An 18,750-nucleotide genomic window follows, 5' to 3' on the forward strand; every position below is an offset into this window, starting at 1 on the left:
TGAGGTTGTGCCGGGGACACGCCGTCGAGCCGTGCCATAGGCTCATGATCAACGTGGAGGGGGTCAGGGCAGGATGGCGTCGACGTAGCCGCCGTCGACGCGCAGGGCGCCGCCGGTGGTGGCGGAGGCCTGGTCGGAGCACAGGTAGGCGACCATGTTGGCGATCTCCTCGGGCTCGATCAGGCGCTGGATCAGGGAGTACGGCCGGTGCTCGCGCATGAAGCGCTGCTGCGCCTCGTCCCAGGGCAGGTCGTCGCCGACCAGTTCGGCGACGAAGGTCTCCACGCCCGCGGTGTGGGTGGGCCCGGCGATCACCGAGTTGACGGTGACCCCGGTGCCGGCCGCCGCTTTGGCGTACCCGCGGGTGACCGCGAGCAGCGCCGTCTTGGTGACGCCGTAGTGCACCATCTCGACCGGGGTGACCACGGCGGAGTCGCTGGCGATGGACTGCACGCGACCCCAGCCGCGCGCCATCATGCCCGGCAGGTACAGCCGGATGAGCCGGACCGCCGAGAGCACGTTGACCTCGAAGAAGCGGAGCCACTCGGCGTCCTCGACCTCCAGCACCGGCTTGGCTTCGAAGATGCCGAGGTTGTTGACGAGGATGTCGAGCTGCGGCACCGCTTCGAGCATGGCCGCCGCGCCCTCGGCGGTGGCCAGGTCGGCGGCGACCGCGGTGACCGTCGCGTCCGGCACGGTCTCGCGCAGCCGGGCCGCGGCGTCCTCGGTCGACGCGCCGCGGCCGTTGACCACGACGTGCGCGCCGCTGCGGGCCAGCCGCTCGGCGATGGCGTACCCGATGCCCTGGGTGGAGCCGGAGACGAGCGCCGTGCGCCCGGACAGATCGATCATCACCGGACCATCATGGCAGCGGGCAGGCCCCCGGCAGGGCCGATCGGGACATGGCGCGGTTACGCGTCGGCGGCGCCGCGCTGCTCGGCCGGCGACACCCCGACGCCGGGGCAGGGCCGTTCCAGGTTCTGCTGCTCGCGCAGGTGCGCCGGGGCCAGCCAGCGGGCCAGGTGGTAGCCGGCGATGGTGACGATGGTGCCCAGGGCGATGCCGCTGAGCTGGAACGTCGGGCTGAACACCAGGGAGGTGTCGCCGATCGCGATGATGATGCCCGCGGCCAGCGGCACGAGGTTGATCGGGTTGCCGAAGTCGACCCCGTTCTCCTTCCAGATCTTCGCGCCGAGCAGGCCGATCATGCCGTACAGCACGACGGTGATGCCGCCGAGCACCCCGCCCGGGGTCGCCGAGATGACAGCCCCGAACTTCGGCGAGAAGCCGAACAGGATCGCCACGATCGCCGCGATGAAGTACGCCGCCGTCGAGTAGATCCGGGTCGCCGCCATCACCCCGATGTTCTCCGCGTACGTGGTCGTCGGCGAACCGCCCACGGAGCTGGCCAGCACCGTGGCGACGCCGTCGGCCCCGATGGCCTTGCCCATCACCGGGTTCAGGTCGCGGCCGGTCATCTCGGCGACCGCCTTGACGTGCCCGGCGTTCTCGGCGATCAGCGCGACCACCGCGGGCAGCACCAGCAGGATGAACGCGAACGTGAAGGCGGGGGCGTGCCAGCCGGCGACCTCGTTGCCGTCGGCTCCGGTGGTGGTGTGCGGCGGGAAGCCGAGCCAGGGCGCGGCGGCCACCCCCGACCAGTCGACCCGGTCATGGGTGGTCGGGCCGGCCGACCCGGGCAGCACCGAGGTGATCGGACCGATGACCCGGTCGAGCAGCCACGACAGCAGATACCCGAAGATCAGGCCGAGGAAGATGGCGATCCGGCCCACGAAACCGCGCGCGGCGACCGCGACCACGATGACGAACGTCATCGTCACCAGGGCCGTCCACTGGTCCTGCGGCCAGTAGACCGAGGCGACGACCGGGGCCAGGTTGAAGCCGATCAGCATGACCACCGCGCCGGTGACCACCGGCGGCAGCACCGCGTGCAGCACCCGGAAGCCCAGCAGGTGGATGAGCAGGCCGACCAGCGCGAGCACCAGACCGGCCACCAGGATCGCGCCGGTGACCTGGGCGGAGTCGCCGCCCTGGGCCCGGATCGCGGCGACGGCGCTGACGAACGACGCCGAGGTGCCAAGGTAGCTGGGCACGATGCCCTTGACGATGAGCAGGAAGCAGATGGTGGCGACGCCGCTCATCATGATCGCGAGCTGCGGGTTGAGTCCCATGACGACCGGGAAGACGAACGTCGCCCCGAACATCGCCACCACATGCTGCGCCCCCAGGCCCACCATGCGCGGCCACGACAGCCGCTCGTCGGGCGCGACGACCTGGCCGGGCGGTGGCGTCCTGCCCCCGTAGACCTCACGCCATCCGAACACCGGCCACCCCACGCCCCGCTCGCGCCACTGGAATCCGCCCTGCTCCGGCCTGCACGGCCGGCCGGGCTGATCACCAGAATGCACGGCGCGGGGCCGAACGGCGGCCGGGCCACGCCGGACGGGTACCCGTCGCGGGCAGCGGCCCGGCGCAAGCGCGGGGCCGTCGGGCTCAGCGAGCCGTGCGGGCGGTGTGCGGCCGCGCCTTGGTCTCACCGGCCAGCAGCGTGGTCAGCGCGTTCAGCGGCATCGGGTGGGCGAGGTGGTAGCCCTGGGCGTGGACGACGCCGAGCCGCGCCAGCTCGGACAGCTGTGCCGCGGACTCGACGCCCTCGGCGGTGACCCGCAGCCCGAGGCCGTGCGCGAGGTCGGTGAGCAGCTTGACGACCGCGTGGTCGCGCGGATTGTGCAGCATCCCGGACACGAACGCCCGGTCGATCTTGATGCCGTGGATGGACAGCGTCGACAGGTAGCGCAGGTTCGTCGACCCGGCCCCCATGTCGTCGAGGGTCAGCCACACGCCGAGCGAGATCAGCCGCTCCAGCCGCGGCCCGGCGTCGGCCAGCGTCTGCAGGTCCGCGTCCTCGGGCAGCTCCAGTCGCAGCCGAGAGGCGGGCAGACCGGTATCGGCCAGCGTCCGCACGACCGTCTCGTCGAACGGGCCGGCCAGGGTCGGCGCGGACAGGTTCACGTTGACCCACTTGGGCGACTGCTCGCCCAGCTCCTCGTCCATCGCGACCAGGTCGGCGCAGGCACGGCGCAGCACCCAGCGGTCCAGCGCGGGCAGGTGCCCGGCTCGGCGCGCCCCGGGCAGGAAACGGCCGGGCGGCAGCAGGCCCATGGTCGGGTGCTGCCAGCGCACCAGCGCCTCCACCGAGGCCACCGACCGGTCGTTGACCCGCACGATCGGCTGGTAGTGCAGCCGCAGCTCGCCCTGCTCGACGGCCTGGGCGACGGTCCGGTCGACGAGGTCGACGTCGCCGGCCAGCCCGGCCTCCACGCCGACGGCCAGCTCGACCTGGTTGCCGCCGGCCTGCTTGGCCCGGTACATGGCCATGTCCGCCTCGCTGACCAGCGTCTGCGGGTCGGAGCGGTTGCCGGACACGGCCACCCCGACGCTGGCGTACGGGTGCAGGTCCGGGTCGTGGCGGCCGTCGCGGGCCGAGATCGCCAGCAGGCACCGGCGGCCGAGTTCGAGCGCCGCCTCCTCGGCCGGTGCGCCCCGCCGCACCCGGGCGAGCACGGCGAACTCGTCGCCGCCGAGCCGGGCCGCGATCTCCCCCGGTCGCATCGCGTCGCACAGCTGGCGGCCGACCAGGGTCAGCACCGCGTCGCCGGCCTGGTGGCCGTGCGAGTCGTTGATGCGCTTCATGCCGTCGATGTCGAGGAAGGCCACCGCGACGCGGTCGCCGTCCGCCCCGGCGTCCGTGCACGCCGCCGTCAGCACATCGAGGAAGTGGGCCCGGTTGGCCAGGCCGGTGAGGTCGTCGCGTACGGCGCGGTCGGCGAACTGGGTGGCGAGGGCGTCGAACAGGTGCGCCGCGGACACGGTGCCCACCCGGCCGCCGTCGAGGTCCACGACCAGGTCGTCGTACCGGCGCTCAGCGGGCCGCGTGCGCAGCAGGTGGGACGCGGCTACCACGGTGGTCGCGCCCGGAAGGCGCACCGGGGACCAGTCGGCGATCGCGGAAACCGGACGTTGCCGCCACAACAACCGTCCATAGCCCATAGGCCCCGACATGGCCTGGTCGAAGCGTCCCCGCATGATCAGGCCCAGCCGGTCGCCGTCGGCGACGATCACCGCCATCAGGTCGCTGCGCGCCCGGAACGTCGACTCCAGCGACTCGCACGGCGTACCTGCCTCCACCACCAGCGCGGCACGCGCCAGCGTTCCGATCTCCCCCGCGATCGTCACCCCGTCACCTCCATGTGCACGGCTGACCGACCCCACGAAGACTAGCCACGACCTGTACAAACATCCAGGTCCATCGGTGTTTTTCCCGGGACGCGGAAAGGCCGACCCGGCACACCGGCCGGGTCGGCCTTCGATCATTCACCTAGTTGCGGACCACCCGGGTCACGGGTAGTTGGTGACGGTGCTCGGCACGGTGGCGGTGCCCTGCGCGGGACCACCGGTGGTGTTGATGACGTTGTCGATCACACCGTTGCCGCCCAGCGACACCGTGGAGATGCTGTGGAACTTGACGTTGGGGTTGTTCGGCGTCTCGATGCCTCTCGCGGCGTGGATCGTCGGATCCACGTTGAAGTAGCAGTAGACGCCCAGACCCCAGGCCTCGTGGCTGGTCACCGTGTCGGCCACCTTGTACGCGGCGTAGCCTCTGGTGGCCCCGTTCATGTAGGCCGCCTGGTTCGGCGGGTCGTAGGGCAGCTCGTTCTGGAAGAAGATCGTCTTGCCGCCCTGGCCGTTCCAGACCACGTTGTACTTCTGGTAGTGCTCGACGAACAGGCCGGTCGCCAGCACGTTGTTGCCGTTGACGATGACGCCGTAGTCGGCCGTGTTGACGGTCCAGCCGATGCCCGCGCCGTGGTCGCCGCGCCATGCCCAGATGTGGTCGACGATCACGTTGTTGCTGTTGACCAGCAGGCTGGTGGTGGCCTTGCCGGCGTGCGCGCCGCCGATCCGGAAGAACACGTCCGAGATCGAGGTCGGGTTGCCGGCGTGGCTGGCCGCCGACCCGTTCGGGCCGAGCTGCAGCAGCACCGGCGAGTTGACCGGGCCGGCGTCGAACAGCAGGCCGGCGATCTTCACGCCGTCCACGTCGGCGACGGACATCGGGATGGCGCCGGTGTCCGGGATGATCGTCGCGTAGCCGAGACCTAGCACCACGGTGTCGGGGCGGTTGATGTTGATCGTGCCACTGGTGTGGTAGACGCCCGGCGTGAACAGCAGGTGCAGGCCCTGGGCCAGCGCCTGGTTGATGCGCGCCGCGCTGTCGCCCGGCTTGGCCACGTAGAACGAGGTCAGCGGAAGCGAGGTGCCCGGGGTGGAGCCGCCGGCCCAGGTGGTGCCGGAGGCGTTGGTGCGCAGCGACGGGACGAAGACGCGGTAGGCGCCGCCGCCGTCGATGTACAGGTACGGCTTCTCCCGGCTCTGCGGGGTGTTGGCCAGCGTGGTGTAGACCGGGTTCGGGAAGCCGTTGGCCGGCGCGCCCTGCACACCCGAGAACACCATGTTCCACACGCCGTTGACCCAGCTGCCGATCTGGCTGTCCCGGGTGTACCACTGCTGCTGCGAGTAGGGCCCGACCGAGCCGGAGACCCGGCTGTCGGCGATGTAGCCGCCACTGGCCCAGCCGTAGCCGTTCGGGGCCAGGTTCAGGTCGCCGTGGATGTCCATGCGCCGGAACGGAGCGGCCTGCGAGACGGCCCACCGGGTGAACCCGGCCGACGGGTAGACCGACAGGTTCTCGGCCGAGCGCCAGAAGTTCTGGGTCGCGTTGCCCTGGAACCAGCCGGCGTCCACGGTCACGTCGCCGTTGATGCGGACGTCACCGGGGTTCTGACCCAGACCCATGATCGAGGTGTAGAAGCCGATCTGGGCGTTGAACCCGCTGTAGGTGCCCGGCTTGAACGCCAGCGCGTAGCGCTGCAGGCCGAACTGGTTCGACTCCATCTCGTTGAAGACGGCGTCGACCTGCGACTGGATCGTCGCTCCGGACATGGAGGGGTCGAAGACCTTCACGTTCGGGCCGAGCGAGCCGCCACCCGGGATCGGGTCGCCGCTGGGGCTGGGCGACGGCGATGCGCTGGGGCTGGGCGACGTCGGGGTGCCGGAGCGCACGGCGACCTCCCACAGCGAGTAGCCCCAGCCGGTGGCCCGGGCGGTCATGTAGATGCGCACGTAGCGCGCCGAGGCCGACGCGTTGATGGTGGCGGTGCCGCCGGTGCCGGTCGTGGTGCTCCAGACCGTGGTCCAGGTGGTCGCGTTGCCCGACACCTGGATCTGGTACGCCGTGGCGTAGGCCCCTTCCCAGGTCAGGATGACCTGACAGATGGGGGTCGCCACGCCGAGGTCGATCTGCAGCCACTGCGGGTCGGCGAAGGCGCTGGACCAGCGGGTGGTGCCGCTGCCGTCGACGGCGTTGGAGGCCGGCGTGCCGGCGTTCTCGACCGAGGACGCGGTGGCGGGCTTGCCCTGGGCCACGTTCGTGGCGCCGCAGCCGCCGGTGCCGCCGCCGATCTCGCCGTAGACCTGGAACTCCCACAGCGAGTAGCCGTAGCCGGTCGCCCGCGCGGTGCCGTACACCCGCACGTAGCGGCCGGAGCCGGTCACGTTGATCGTCTGCACGCCACCGGTGCTGGTGGTCGTGCTGTAGACGGTGGTCCAGCTCGTGCCGTTGGCCGAGGTCTGGATCTGGTACGCGGTCGCGTAGGCCGCCTCCCAGCGCAGGATGACCTGGCTGAGGGTGGCGGTGTCACCGAGGTCCACCTGGATCCACTGCGGGTCGCTGGCCGCGCTCGACCAGCGGGTGCCGGTGTTGCCGTCGACCGCGGCCGACGCGGGCGTGCCCGCGTTCTCCACCGACGACGCGGTGGCGGGCTTGCCCTGCGACAGCAGCGTCACCGCGGCGTTCGCCGTGCTGTTGCCGATCACGACGAAGTAGGCCATGAGCATCACGCCGACGACTGCGAGGACGAGGGCGTAGAGGGGTCTGCCGCGGGATACGGCCAGACGGGGGACGGGTTGCATCTCTTCTCCCTGCTAGGGGACTCCGGACGGGGCCGGCCGGCCTGTGCGATCAGGACGGTCGGTGGACGGTAGAGAGCGCTCTCTGAAACAGAGGGTTGTCGTTTGTTCGATAGCTGTCAAGGGCATGTTTCCGCCGTGTGACACGGAGATCCGCTCAGAAGGTGCCCTGGCAGCGCTTTTGTTGCCGGGTACAGCATTCCGGCGGGCGAGTTGGCACGACCCGGATATGTGGATCATGGGAGAGCGATTGCCCACGATCGTCGGCGACCGGGACGGGACAGCCACCTGCCCGGCTGGACGTCAGGGTGGGGAATGTCCGATCATGTGGCGGAAGATGTGGCGTATGCCGCAGAACATGCAGGCCGACATGGTTAGGCGGGCAGACCGCCGGGTAATGACGGCTTGCCAGCCGCGCCGAGGAAAGGAACCCCATGGCGGATGCGGTGACCGTTGACGAGATCAACCCAGGCGACCACGCGTGCCTGACGTTCACCGACCCCGATGAGCGTCTGGACCTGGTCGCCGAGTTCGTCGCGGACGGCCTGCACCGCGGCCAGCGGGTGATCTGCTTCACCGACGCGCTGACCCCCGACGAGCTGGCCGAGGAGCTGGCCATGCGCGAGGTCGCCACCGCGGCGGCCATCGGCCGCGGCCAGCTCACGATGTACACCAGCCAGGACGCCCCGGCCGTGGACGGCGGCGCGACCGCCGAACGCATGGTCGCCCTCATCGCACAGGAGCGCCACCAGGCCGCCCGGCGCGGCATGCCCGGCCTGCGGGTCAGCGCGGACATGTGCTGGGCGGGCCGTCCGATCGCCGTCGACCAGCTGGTCACCTTCGAACGGCAGGCGGCGACCCTGTTCACCGACGGGCGGCTGACCGCGATCTGCCAGTACGACCGGGAGACGTTCGACTCCGTGACGCTGGCCTTCGCCACCGACGCCCACCACAAGACGGTCGCGGCGCTGGCCTACCACGACACTCCGCTGCTGCGGATCTGCCGCCAGCACCGCCCGCCGGGGGTGCGCGTCGCCGGCGAGATGGACTACACCCACCTGCAGCCACTGCAGCAGGCGCTGACCGAGACACTGCGCCTCGACGACAACATCCACCTCAACCTGGTCAAACTGCGGTTCATCGACGTCACCGCGGCCACCGCGATCATCAAGGCGGCCGCGGCCCTGCCCGCCGGGCGGCGCATGACCGTGGCCTGCCCGCCGACGGTGGCCGCGGTGCTCGACGCGGTCGGCGCCGAACACGTGCCGCAGCTCGCACTGCAGAGGCAGTCATGACCGCCGAAGCCGACCGGTTCCCGGATCCCTCACCCGCGATGGCCGATCCGCCCGGGCTCGACACCGTCTTCGTCGCCGACGACCTGTACGCCCTGCGGGCCTCGGTCGCCGCCCATGCGGGCGAGTTCGGCCTGGCCGAACCGGGCCTGGGCCGGCTGCTGGTGGTGGCCACGGAACTGGCCACCAACGCGATCCGGCACGGCGGCGGGCGCGGGCGGCTGCGGCTGTGGCGCCAGGACGGCGCGATCTACTGCGAGGTCAGCGACGACGGGCCCGGCATCGCCGACACCGCCGCCGCGGGTATGCAGCAGGTGCCGCTGAGCACCGAGGGCGGCCGCGGCCTGTGGGTCGTCCGCCAGTTCACCGACGAGGTGCGCTTCACCGGCCGCGACCCCGGCATCGTCATCACCGTCAAGATCCAGCTCTGACCGCGGTCACGGCGCGAGGCCCGTGTCGTGGGCCAGCAGCGCGATCTGCACCCGGTTGTTCAGCTCCAGCTTCGCCAGCAGGCGCGACACGTACGCCTTGACCGTGGCGACGCTCATGTGCAGGCGCACGCCGATCTCGGCGTTCGACAGCCCCTGCCCGATCGCCACCGCCACCTCCCGCTCCCGCTCGGTCAGCCGGGCCAGCAGGTGCTCCGCTCGCGCCGCACGAGCCGCCCCCGTGCCCGAGGTCACCTGGTCGATGAGCCGCCGGGTGACCGACGGCGACAGCATCGGCTCCCCCGCGGCGACCCGGCGCAGCGCGCGTACCAGCTCCGCGGGCGGGGTGTCCTTGAGCAGGAAACCGCTGGCCCCGGCCCGCAGCGCCCGCAGCACCTGCTCGTCGGCGTCGAAGGTCGTCAGCACCACCACGTCGGGCGCGTCCGGCCGCCGCCGCAGCAGCTCGGTGGCGGTCAGCCCGTCCAGGCGCGGCATCCGGATGTCCATCAGCACGATGTCGGGCGTGTGCGCGGCCACCGCAGCCGGCACCTCGCTGCCGTCGGCGGCCTCACCGACGACGGTCAGGTCGTCCAGCCCCGCCAGCATCATCGACAGACCCGCGCGCACCAACGGATCATCGTCGACGATCAGCAGCCGGATCAGGCCGGCCACGGCTGCCACGTCCACAGCCGGAAGTCGCCCGCCGGGGTGCGCCCGTGCTCGATGCGCCCGCCGGCCAGCGACACCCGCTCGGCGAGGCCGACCAGCCCGGTTCCGGTCCCCGGGATGCCGGGTCCGGCCGTCGCGCCGACCGGCGCGCGGCTGAGCACCTCGACGGTGATGCCGTGCTCCGGCCCGCCCTCGACGGCGACCCGCACCGCCGCGCCGGGCGCATGCTTGCGGGCGTTGGTCAGCCCCTCCTGGACCACCCGGTACGCGGTGCGCCCCGCATGTCCCGGCAGGGCGACCGGATCGGGCAGCCGCTGCGTCAGCTGCACCCGCATCCCGGCCGACTGCGACTCGGCGACCAGCTCCGGCAGGTCGGACAGGGTGGGCTGGGGACGTTCGGGCTCGTCGCCGGACTCGTCGGGCGCGCGGAGCACGCCGATGACCGCACGAAGATCCTGCAGGGCCTGGTGGGCGCTGTCGCGGATCACGCCGGCGGCGCGCGAGACCTCCTCCGGCGACGCGTCCGGCCGGAACTCCAGCGCCCCCGCGTGCAGGCTGAGCAGCGAGATCCGGTGCGCCAGCACGTCGTGCATCTCCCGGGCGATGCGGGTGCGCTCCAGCTGGCGGGCCTGCGCGACGCGCAGCTCCTGCTCGGCCTCGGCGCGTACGGCGCGCTCCCGCAGCGTGTGCACCAGCTGCCGGCGGGCCCCAACCACCAGCGCCCAACCGGTGATCATGGCGAGCACCAGCCAGGTCCACGCCACCGACGGCCAGAACGACAGCTCGCGGTCCGGGTACAGCCGCAGGTAGGGCAGCGACAGCACGGCGTGTGCCGCCCCGACGGCCAGCACCGCCCCCAGCCGCCCCCGCGCACCGAGCGTGATCAGGGCGACGACGGCCGCCCCGCCCGACAGCGGCGAGAACGCCCCCGCCACCGCCGTGGCCACGGCCAGCGCGAGCGGGAAGCGACGCCGCCAGAACAGCGCCACGCACAGCACCGCGCCGGCAACCACGTCGGCGAGCTGGATCACGTCCGGCACCGGCCGCCCGGCCGCCTCCAGGTCGTACACGGACAGCCCGATGAGCACCGCGACGGCGAAGCAGGCGAGGTCCACGGCCCAGTCCCGGGCGGTGCGCCGGCGGGCGGCTCCGTCCGGGTGCAGGTCGCCCGGCAGCAGGTGGCGCAGCAGGCGCGCGGGGTGGGCGGGGGTGGCGGCGGTGCTCGTCATGGTGGCTCCCAGGGTACGGGCGGCCTGGTCGGGCGGGTACCGACTTTGGTCTACGCCTGCCGTCGACCAAAGTCCGCGATCGTCGCCCTGCGGCCGCTGCGGGCCGGGTCCCGCGCCCGCCACGCTGGTACGCATGATCGAAGTCGCGCATCTCACCAAGCGCTACGGCGCGCAGACGGCCGTCGACGACGTGTCGTTCCGCTGCACGCCCGGCACCGTCACCGGCTTCCTCGGCCCGAACGGGGCCGGCAAGTCCACCACCATGCGGATGATCTGCGGGCTCACCCCGCCGACCGGCGGCCACGCCACCGTCGCCGGGCGGCCCTACCGGCAGCTGCCGAACCCCGGCCGGGAGGTCGGCATCCTGCTCGACGCCTCCGCCCAGCACCCGGGCCGCACCGGCCGCGAGACCCTCACCCTGGCCGCGCACCTCCTGCGGGTGCCCACCAGCCGGGTCGGCGAGCTGCTGACGCGGGTCGACCTGCCGGCGGCGGCCGCCCGCAAGCGGGTGGGCGACTACTCGCTGGGCATGCGCCAGCGCCTCGGCCTGGCGCAGGCGCTGCTCGGCGAGCCGCGGGCGCTGATCCTCGACGAGCCCGCCAACGGCCTGGACCCCGAGGGCATCTTCTGGATGCGCGGCCTGCTGCGCGACTTCGCCGACCGCGGCGGCACCGTGCTGCTCTCCTCGCACCTGCTGCGCGAGGTCGAGGCGGTCGCCGATCGCCTGGTCATGATCGGCAACGGGCGGGTCGTGGCCCAGGGCGCCAAGGACGAGCTGCTGTCCGGCGCCGGGATGCGGGTACGCGCCCTGGACCCCGCCGCGCTGCACGCCGCGCTCGCCGCGGCCGGGCTGTCCGCCTCCCCCGCCGACGGCGGCGCGCTGCTCGTCGACGCCGAGGCCGAGGCTGTCGGCCGGGCCGCCGCCGCCGCGGGCGTGGTGCTGCTGGAGTTGCAGCCCGGCCGGGCCCGCGGCCTGGAGGAGATGTTCCTCAGCCTCACCAACGGCGCCACCTCTCCCGAAAGGACCGCCCGATGACCGTCACCGCCGTGCGCGAGGCCCCCGCCGTCGCGGCCACGTCCTTCTCCCCCGTCCCGCTGTGGCGGCTGACCGCCGTGGAGCTGCGCAAGATGGCCGACACCCGGTCCGGTGCGTGGCTGCTGGCCGTCGTCGGGCTGCTCGCCGCGGCCGTCGTCACGGTGCTGTCGCTGACCTCGGACGCCCCCGCGTTCGACTTCGCGGGCCTGCTCGGGCCGACCGTGCTGCCCGCCGCCGTGCTGCTGCCGGTGCTCGGTGTGCTGTCGGTGACCAGCGAGTGGTCCCAGCGCACGACCCTGACCACGTACGCGCTGGTGCCGCGGCGGATGCGGGTCGCGGCCGCGAAGGTGCTCGCGTCGCTGGTGCTGGCCGTGCTGGCGTACGCGGCGTGCCTGGCCGCCACCGCGGCGGCGCTGCCGTTCGCGGGCGGCCCCGACCCGTGGCATCTCAGCGCGACGGCCTTGGGCAAGGCGGGTTTGTTCCTCGTCGTCAACGTGCTGCTCGGGGTGGCGTTCGGCATGCTGCTGCTGAACTCGGCCCTGGCGATCGTGCTGTACTTCGTGCTGCCGATCGCGTGGAGCATCCTCGGCGAGATGGTCACCGCACTGGCCCGCCCGGCGCAGTGGCTTGACCTGTCGGTCACCTCGGGCCTGCTGCTGGAACCGGTGATGACGGGGCGGGACTGGGCCCGCCTGGGGACCTCGGTCGCGGTCTGGATCGTGCTGCCGCTGGTGCTCGGCCTGATCCGGGTCGCCCGCCGCGAAGTCAAGTGAGCCGGCGTCCCGGCAGCGGTTCACCTGCTGCCGGGACGTTCCAGCAGGTCCCGGTGCAGGCCGCTGCCCCGCCTGTGACAGCGGGATGACCTCGCCCGTGGACGTGCGCCCTCCGCCGTCCGTCCACGACGAGGTGGACGGTGCTCGATATCGTCGCCGCATGGCCGACTCCTTGACGGATCTGACCGTCGCACCCCCGGCCGTGGCGGCCCTGCTCGTGCAGCCGCGACGGGTCGCGGCCGCCGGGGCGTACGCGACCATGCTCGACCTCATCGCGCGAGGTGTCCTGGTGACGGACGTGGCGGCCGGGACGGTCCAGGCGCCCCAGCCGCAGCCCGCGGGGCTGGCGCCGTACGAGAAGCAGGTCTTCGACGCCGTCGTCGCCCGGGTGCCGGGCGGATCCGGGCCGGTCCCGCTCGGCGCGATCGACCTCGGCTCCCCGGAGCAGGCAGCGCAGTGGCGTGAGCGGTTCACCGACCTGGTCGCCGAGGCCGCGACCGCCCGTGGGCTGGTGCGCCCGCGCGCTCCGCTGAGCGTGCGGGTCGCGCTCTGGAGCGTCTTCACGGTCCTGTGGGTCGGCGCGGCCGTCGTGGTGTGGCAGGCCGACCGCGCCCCGCTCGCCATCGCCGTGGTGCTCGTCGCGCGCCTGGTCTCCCTGCCGTTCCGGCTGCTGAAGCGGCTGGTGCCGGACGGCCGTGGCGTGGCCCTCGCGGCCCGGTACGCCCGGCTGCGCGCCGAGCCGGGCATCGGGCCCGGCGACCCGCGCGTGGCGTACGCCGTGGCCGCCGGGGCGCGCCCGCCCTGGCTGGGCACGTCTCCGTTCGCCGACGGCAGGCAGTCGTTCGCGTGGTCGCGGCGCGACGGGACGTGGCGGCGGGTCGCGGTCGTCGACGGTCGCGGGTTCACGTTCGGCTGGTCGCCGTGGGCGGCGCTGCTGTCGATGATACCGGCTGCGGTGTTCTTCGGGATCTGGCTGCTGCTGCTCGGCATGTTCTCGGCCGACCTGCGCGTCCAGGGGGCGGTGAGCTGGCCGGCGCTGCTGCTCGCGGCAGGCTGGGTGCTCTGGATCCTCGCGGTCGCCGGGATCGCGCTGCTCGGCTACCGCGGCCTGCACGACGTCCTGCGCCCAACACGGATCGTCAGCGGACCGGTGATCTGGCTGGAATCCGGTGTCGGCGACGAGACCACGACGTACCGCGTGGCGGTCGACGACGGCGGCGACGTCGCCGTCCGCTACGAGATCGCCGCCTCGCTCTACCACCGGCTGCGCAAGGACGGATGGCTGCGGCTGGAGGTGACCCCGAAGCTCGGTCACGTACGCCGGGCGGAGATCGTCGACGGTTAGCCGGCCCGCCCGGCCCGCCCGCCCGGCCCGCTCGTCGCGGCGGCCGGGCAGGCCGTGGCGCTACGGCAGGCTATGGCGGGCGAAGAACTCGGCGATCAGGCTGGACGCGTCGACAGGGTGCTCGCGGCTGTTCGGCCACTCGTGGGCCATGGCCGGGATCGCATACACGACATGCTCGCCGCCGTTGGCGCAGCCGGACACGCGGCGCTCGGCCTTGCCGCGCGCGCCGGCGATCGGGGTGACCACCGGCTCGGCACAGCCCGCGGCCTCCCGCCAGGACTGGTTCGTGGTGCTCCACGCGGGCGAGAGGATGTCCTGCCCGCCCTGGAACGTCACCACCGACACCGGGTTGGCCGCGCCGAGCGACGCGGTCCACGCGGCCACGTTGTCCATCCGGCCGCTGACCGGCGCGATCGCCGCGAAGCGGCCAGGCAGCTCCCGGGCCAGCCGGTAGCTGAACGCGGCGCCGGCGGAGAAGCCTGCGACGTGAACGCGCTTGCGGTCGGCGTGCCAGGTGGACACGAGGTGGTCGACGAGGGCGGCGATGAATCCGATGTCGCCGCTGGCGGGGTCACCGGCGGTGCCCGGATCCCACGAGCCGCCCGCGCCCTGCGGGTAGGCGACCAGGAACCCGGCCCTGTCCGCGAGCGGGCTCATGCCGCTCTGGCCCGCCGCGCCCGCGCTGGTGCCGGGCCTGCCGTGCAGCACCAGGACCAGCGGCAGCGTCTGTCCCGGCTGGTAGCCGGGCGGCGCGTGCAGGGTGTAGTCGCGTTTCACCCCGGCGTGCACGATCGCGAGACGGTGGTCGCCCGGTCCGGGCTGGTCCGGCGGCAGGCTCAGCGCCGGGCTCGGGCTCGCCGCGGGCGGCGTCGGCGCGGCGGGGCTACAGGCGGTGAGTACGGTGACGATGCCGAGCAGGGCGAGGACTCGTTTCACGGGTACCCCCTATGTCAGAGTTGACATGTCAGAAGTTACATAGTGAGGAGGCGGTATGGCGGCCGTCGAGAGTGACGATTCGGCAACGACGGCCGGCTCGACGCTGGGCTACGCGCTGCTGTCCCTGCTCACCCGCGGCCCGGCCACCGGCTACCAGCTGACCCAGCAGGTCAAAGCACCCCTCGGGCACTTCTGGACGGCCCGGCACAGCCAGATCTACCCCGAACTGGCCCGCCTCGCCGCCGCGGGCTGGGTCGACTCCGTCGAGCAGGCGGGACCGGGCCCCCGTGCGAAGAAGACCTACGCCATCACCGCATCCGGGCTCGCGGCCCTGCGCGCGTGGCTCGTGATCCCGCCGACCGCCCAGCCGCGCAGCGAGATCACCCTGAAGGCGTATGCCGCCACCAGCGCCGACCCCGCTGCCATGGCCGCCGTCTACATCGACCTCGCCGAGCGGTCCGCACGCCTGCTCGCGGAGTACGAACAGGACGCGGAACGGATGCGCGCCGCCGGCCAGGACGATCCGGTCCACCCCCGGTTCGGCAACTTCGCGGTGCTGATGATGGGCATCGAGTCGCAGCGCGCCGTGCACCGCTGGGCCCGCTGGCTGGCCGCCTGCCTGCGCACCGGCCACCCCGTGGCCTACGGCGAACCCCCTGCGGATTGAACCGCCCCGATACCGTACGGCCGTGGCCGATATCGAGCGCGTCGTGGCGTACCTGCCGTTTGTGCTGGCGGTGCTGTACCTGGTGCTGGCGGCCGTCGCATGGCGCGCCATGCGCCGCTGGGGCGCCATCTGGATGCTGCTGCTGTTGCTGCCCGCGGCGGCGTTCTGCTCGATGACGGGATCGCGCACCACGGACGAGCTGGTGGCCTCGTGGCACGCCGAGCGCGGTGACGGCGTGGCGGGCCGGTTCGTGGCCACCGAGGTGAACGTGAACGACTCGACGCCGGCCGCGGAGACCTGGATCGGCACGTTCATCGCGGAGGATCACGACATCCGCGACGGCGTACGCCTGGACAATCCACCGCCCGACATGCGGCCCGGCACCGCCGTGCCCGCCCGCGACACCGGAGCCACCCTGGCCGTCTACGGCGACGGCCCGCACGGGGCCTTCCAGGACCAGTTGATCATGGCGAGCATCCAGGCCCTGCTGTGGCTGGCCCCGGGCCTCTGGCTGCTGTTCGCGGTGCTGCGCAGGCGGCGGATCACGCCCGCGCACCAGCTGTCGGGCACGGGCGACGACACCGGTCTGGACCATCCCGTGCCCGACTTCACGGACTCGGACGACGACGACTGACTACCGTCTCGCCCGTCGGGCGACCTGGCGCAGCACGCCGATGGTCGCTCGCACGCTGCGCGCGGGACACTGATATTGAGTGGCCAGACGGCACGCGGCTCGGCACACTCCTCAGTCGGCGCCAACGACGGGGGAACACCGAAATGCCTTTCCAGACCATCAGTGACACTGCAGCGCCGCTGCGGCTGTGGGCCGATCCCGCGGCCGTGGACGAACGCGCCATGGACCAGCTCCGCAACGTCGCCGCCCTGCCGTGGACGCATGCCGTGGCCGTGATGCCCGACGTGCACGTCGGCATCGGCGCGACGGTCGGCTCCGTCATCGCCATGCGCGGCGCGGTGGCTCCGGCCGCCGTCGGCGTGGACATCGGCTGCGGCATGACCGCACAGTTGACGTCGCTGCGAGCCGGCGACCTGCCCGACGACCTGGCCAGGTTGCGGGCCGCGATCGAGAAGGCCGTGCCGGTCGGCATGGGCCTGCACCAGCACTCGGTCGACGTCGACCACCTCAACACGGGCCTGCGCGGCTGGCACCGGTTCTGGACCGATTTCGACGACCTGTCGGCCCAGCAGGTGCTGCGGCGCAAGGGCCGGGTGATGCAGCAGCTGGGCACGCTCGGCGGCGGCAACCACTTCATCGAGGTGTGCCTGGACGGCGAGGGCCGGGTGTGGCTGATGCTGCACTCGGGCTCCCGCGGGGTCGGCAACGACCTGGCGCAGTACCACATCGCCAAGGCCAAGGACCTGCCGCACAACGCCGACCTGCCGGACCCGGACCTGGCCGTGTTCGTCACCGGCGAGCCGACGATGGAGGCCTACCGCCGGGACCTGTTCTGGGCGCAGGACTACGCCCGGCGCAACCGGGCGGTGATGATGGCGCTGCTGCGCGAGGTGGTGCGTAAGCAGTTCAAGAAGGTCGCCTTCGAGCCGGAGATCTCCTGCCACCACAACTATGTGGCGGAGGAGACGCACGACGGGCAGGAGCTGCTGGTCACCCGCAAGGGCGCGATCCGCGCGGGTGCGGGCGACTTCGGCATCATCCCGGGCTCGATGGGCGCGTCGTCGTTCATCGTGCGGGGCCTCGGCTCGGCCGCGGCGCTGCAGTCGGCCTCGCACGGCGCGGGCCGCAAGATGAGCCGCAACGAGGCACGCCGCCGCTTCAACACCCGCGACCTGGCCGAGCAGACCAAGGGCGTCGAGTGCCGCAAGGACAACGGTGTCGTGGACGAGATCCCCGCCGCCTACAAGGACATCGACGAGGTCATGGCCCAGCAGTCCGACCTGGTCACCGTGGTCGCCCGCCTCAAGCAGATCGTCTGCGTCAAGGGCTGAGACGAAGGAAGGGCACCTTCACCACGCCATGCGTCGTGAAGGTGCCCTTCCTGACACCGCAGTGCTGCTGAGCAGCGTCGTGGCGGGGGCTGCGTGAACGCGGGCCGAACTCCCCGTGCACATGATCGGCAAGCCTTGCCTTCGGCATGCCGGACGGTCCACTATGTACCGCATCCATTGAGACACATGAGATCCTGCGCCACGAGCGCGGGATCGGATGCGAAGGAGACGTCATGCGCCCATCGCCCCTGCGCCATCTCGTCCTACCGGTCTGTATCGCGGCCGCCGCCGTGCTCACCGCGTCCCCGGCCACCGCGCACGTCCCCCACCAGGCCATCGCGCAGCAGTCCCCCGCGCTCGCCCCGGCCGGGGTCGCGTCCACCCTGGACACCCTCGCCCGGCAGGTGGCCGCCTCGCTGACCGACCCCTCCGCGCGCCGCGCCCTGGTCTCCGCGGTGCGATCCGGTCCCGTCGACCTGTCCACGCTGCGGGCCGGCACCGCCCTCACCGGCCGGGTCGACACCGCCGACCGGGCCGTACGCGCCGCCAAGGGCCTGCCTGCGTCCGTCGGCTCGCTGGTCCGGGCCCGCCTGGCCGCCGACGGCATGTCCGCCGCCCTCGCCGCGGGCGCCGTCCCGCTGGTCGCCGCCGCCCCCGGTGACGACGAGGCCGCGGCGATCGTCGCCTACGAGCCCGACGGCCGCCGCGTGCTGCTCGACCCGGCCCGCGTGCCCACCCGCCCCGTGATCGTCGTCGAGGTGGACGTCGCCAAGGCGCTGCCCGCCGGCCTGGACATCCTGCGGCAGGCGCTCGCCCAGCGCGGCGTCTCCCCCGTGTCCGCGCCCGCCGCGCTCGCGAACGGCGGCTACTGGGCCACCAAGGTCAACGCCGTCCGGCTGTCCGACGACCAGGAACCGTGGATCAAGGGCGCGGCCGAGGTCTACAGCATCGTCAGCGGCTTCGGCCTCGACGGCCACCCCAAGGTCGACGTCGTGCAGATGCCCTACCTGGACCACGACGGCACCACGTACTACCCGAACCAGCTGCTGGTGCACTTCTCCGCGTACAAGTACAACCTTGCCGACGTCGTGATGATGGAGGACGACGGCGACACCAACTACCAGCAGCTCGCCCAGGCCATCGCCGCGGTGCTGCTGACCATCGCCGACGTCGGGGCGTACATCCCGCTGGTCGACGCGATCCTGTCGGCCATCCCGACGTCCTGGTGGACCGACGACCCCGACTTCGTCGACGCCTGGTACACCCTGTCCACCGCGAGCAGCGGCCGGCTCAACGGCGCGGGCGCCCACGGGTGGCTGGAGGTCAGCCCGTACTGGGTGGCCCCGCTCTGATCACCTCC

General features: G+C 72.6%; 16 protein-coding genes. 9 read left to right on the top strand and 7 right to left on the bottom strand.

Annotation, left to right across the window (positions count from 1 at the left end; genetic code table 11):
• Positions 1 to 63: 63 nt before the first annotated feature.
• The 4 genes from F6W97_RS11520 to F6W97_RS11535 all read right to left on the bottom strand — a co-directional run bounded on the left by F6W97_RS11520 (position 64) and on the right by F6W97_RS11535 (position 7,053).
• Positions 64 to 852 carry an SDR family NAD(P)-dependent oxidoreductase gene (locus F6W97_RS11520; RefSeq protein WP_230686608.1) on the bottom strand — a complete coding sequence of 263 codons (789 nt, stop codon included), beginning with the start codon at positions 850 to 852 and terminating at the stop codon, positions 64 to 66.
• A gap of 59 nt (positions 853 to 911) precedes the next feature.
• Positions 912 to 2,345: a uracil-xanthine permease family protein gene (locus F6W97_RS11525; RefSeq protein WP_230686590.1), complete on the bottom strand. Its 1,434-nt coding sequence runs from the start codon at positions 2,343 to 2,345 to the stop codon at positions 912 to 914.
• Positions 2,346 to 2,514: 169 nt separating this feature from the next.
• On the bottom strand, positions 2,515 to 4,257 hold the full coding sequence (locus F6W97_RS11530; protein ID WP_196279089.1) for a putative bifunctional diguanylate cyclase/phosphodiesterase: 1,743 nt from the start codon (positions 4,255 to 4,257) through the stop codon (positions 2,515 to 2,517).
• Between the two features lie 162 nt (positions 4,258 to 4,419).
• A complete protein-coding gene (locus tag F6W97_RS11535; RefSeq protein WP_230686591.1) occupies positions 4,420 to 7,053 on the bottom strand; it encodes a discoidin domain-containing protein in 2,634 nt (877 codons plus the stop codon).
• A 431-nt stretch (positions 7,054 to 7,484) separates the two neighbouring features.
• On the opposite strand from F6W97_RS11535, the gene F6W97_RS11540 reads away from it, so the two are divergent.
• Together F6W97_RS11540 and F6W97_RS11545 are read left to right on the top strand one after the other, a co-directional pair.
• Positions 7,485 to 8,345 (top strand): MEDS domain-containing protein, encoded by an 861-nt coding sequence (locus F6W97_RS11540; protein WP_155370243.1) that lies wholly within the window; start codon positions 7,485 to 7,487, stop codon positions 8,343 to 8,345.
• On the top strand, positions 8,342 to 8,773 hold the full coding sequence (locus tag F6W97_RS11545) for an ATP-binding protein (RefSeq protein ID WP_155370244.1): 432 nt from the start codon (positions 8,342 to 8,344) through the stop codon (positions 8,771 to 8,773). Before F6W97_RS11540 ends, F6W97_RS11545 begins: the two co-directional genes overlap by 4 nt.
• A gap of 6 nt (positions 8,774 to 8,779) precedes the next feature.
• Here the strand turns inward: F6W97_RS11545 and F6W97_RS40590 are convergent, their stop codons facing one another.
• Together F6W97_RS40590 and F6W97_RS40595 are read right to left on the bottom strand one after the other, a co-directional pair.
• Positions 8,780 to 9,379, bottom strand: coding sequence for a response regulator (locus tag F6W97_RS40590; RefSeq protein WP_230686609.1), 600 nt, complete (start codon positions 9,377 to 9,379; stop codon positions 8,780 to 8,782).
• Positions 9,380 to 9,429: 50 nt separating this feature from the next.
• The gene (locus F6W97_RS40595; RefSeq protein WP_230686592.1) at positions 9,430 to 10,668 is read right to left on the bottom strand and encodes a sensor histidine kinase; all 1,239 of its coding nucleotides are present in this window, start codon (positions 10,666 to 10,668) and stop codon (positions 9,430 to 9,432) included.
• Positions 10,669 to 10,801: 133 nt separating this feature from the next.
• Between F6W97_RS40595 and F6W97_RS11555 the strand changes: the two genes are divergently transcribed.
• The 3 genes from F6W97_RS11555 to F6W97_RS11565 all read left to right on the top strand — a co-directional run bounded on the left by F6W97_RS11555 (position 10,802) and on the right by F6W97_RS11565 (position 13,822).
• Positions 10,802 to 11,704 carry an ABC transporter ATP-binding protein gene (locus F6W97_RS11555; RefSeq protein ID WP_155370245.1) on the top strand — a complete coding sequence of 301 codons (903 nt, stop codon included), beginning with the start codon at positions 10,802 to 10,804 and terminating at the stop codon, positions 11,702 to 11,704.
• On the top strand, positions 11,701 to 12,477 hold the full coding sequence (locus F6W97_RS11560; protein ID WP_155370246.1) for an ABC transporter permease: 777 nt from the start codon (positions 11,701 to 11,703) through the stop codon (positions 12,475 to 12,477). The genes F6W97_RS11555 and F6W97_RS11560 overlap by 4 nt, the downstream gene beginning before the upstream one ends.
• A 160-nt stretch (positions 12,478 to 12,637) precedes the next feature.
• Positions 12,638 to 13,822 (top strand): DUF2207 domain-containing protein, encoded by a 1,185-nt coding sequence (locus F6W97_RS11565; RefSeq protein WP_155370247.1) that lies wholly within the window; start codon positions 12,638 to 12,640, stop codon positions 13,820 to 13,822.
• A 60-nt stretch (positions 13,823 to 13,882) separates the two neighbouring features.
• Here the strand turns inward: F6W97_RS11565 and F6W97_RS11570 are convergent, their stop codons facing one another.
• Positions 13,883 to 14,758, bottom strand: coding sequence for a CE1 family esterase (locus tag F6W97_RS11570; protein ID WP_155370248.1), 876 nt, complete (start codon positions 14,756 to 14,758; stop codon positions 13,883 to 13,885).
• Positions 14,759 to 14,813: 55 nt separating this feature from the next.
• Here F6W97_RS11570 and F6W97_RS11575 point away from each other — a divergent pair, with 55 nt between their 5' ends.
• The 4 genes from F6W97_RS11575 (at position 14,814) to F6W97_RS11590 (ending at position 18,742) form a co-directional block, all read left to right on the top strand.
• The gene (locus F6W97_RS11575; RefSeq protein ID WP_155370249.1) at positions 14,814 to 15,425 is read left to right on the top strand and encodes a PadR family transcriptional regulator; all 612 of its coding nucleotides are present in this window, start codon (positions 14,814 to 14,816) and stop codon (positions 15,423 to 15,425) included.
• Positions 15,426 to 15,447: 22 nt separating this feature from the next.
• Positions 15,448 to 16,059 carry a hypothetical protein gene (locus F6W97_RS11580; protein ID WP_155370250.1) on the top strand — a complete coding sequence of 204 codons (612 nt, stop codon included), beginning with the start codon at positions 15,448 to 15,450 and terminating at the stop codon, positions 16,057 to 16,059.
• Between the two features lie 143 nt (positions 16,060 to 16,202).
• Positions 16,203 to 17,390: an RtcB family protein gene (locus F6W97_RS11585; protein WP_155370251.1), complete on the top strand. Its 1,188-nt coding sequence runs from the start codon at positions 16,203 to 16,205 to the stop codon at positions 17,388 to 17,390.
• Between the two features lie 233 nt (positions 17,391 to 17,623).
• The gene (locus F6W97_RS11590; protein ID WP_155370252.1) at positions 17,624 to 18,742 is read left to right on the top strand and encodes a DUF3103 family protein; all 1,119 of its coding nucleotides are present in this window, start codon (positions 17,624 to 17,626) and stop codon (positions 18,740 to 18,742) included.
• The last annotated feature ends 8 nt before the right edge of the window (positions 18,743 to 18,750 follow it).

Source organism: Catellatospora vulcania, assembly GCF_009720385.1.
In the GTDB taxonomy this organism is placed as follows: Bacteria; Actinomycetota; Actinomycetes; order Mycobacteriales; family Micromonosporaceae; genus Catellatospora; species Catellatospora vulcania.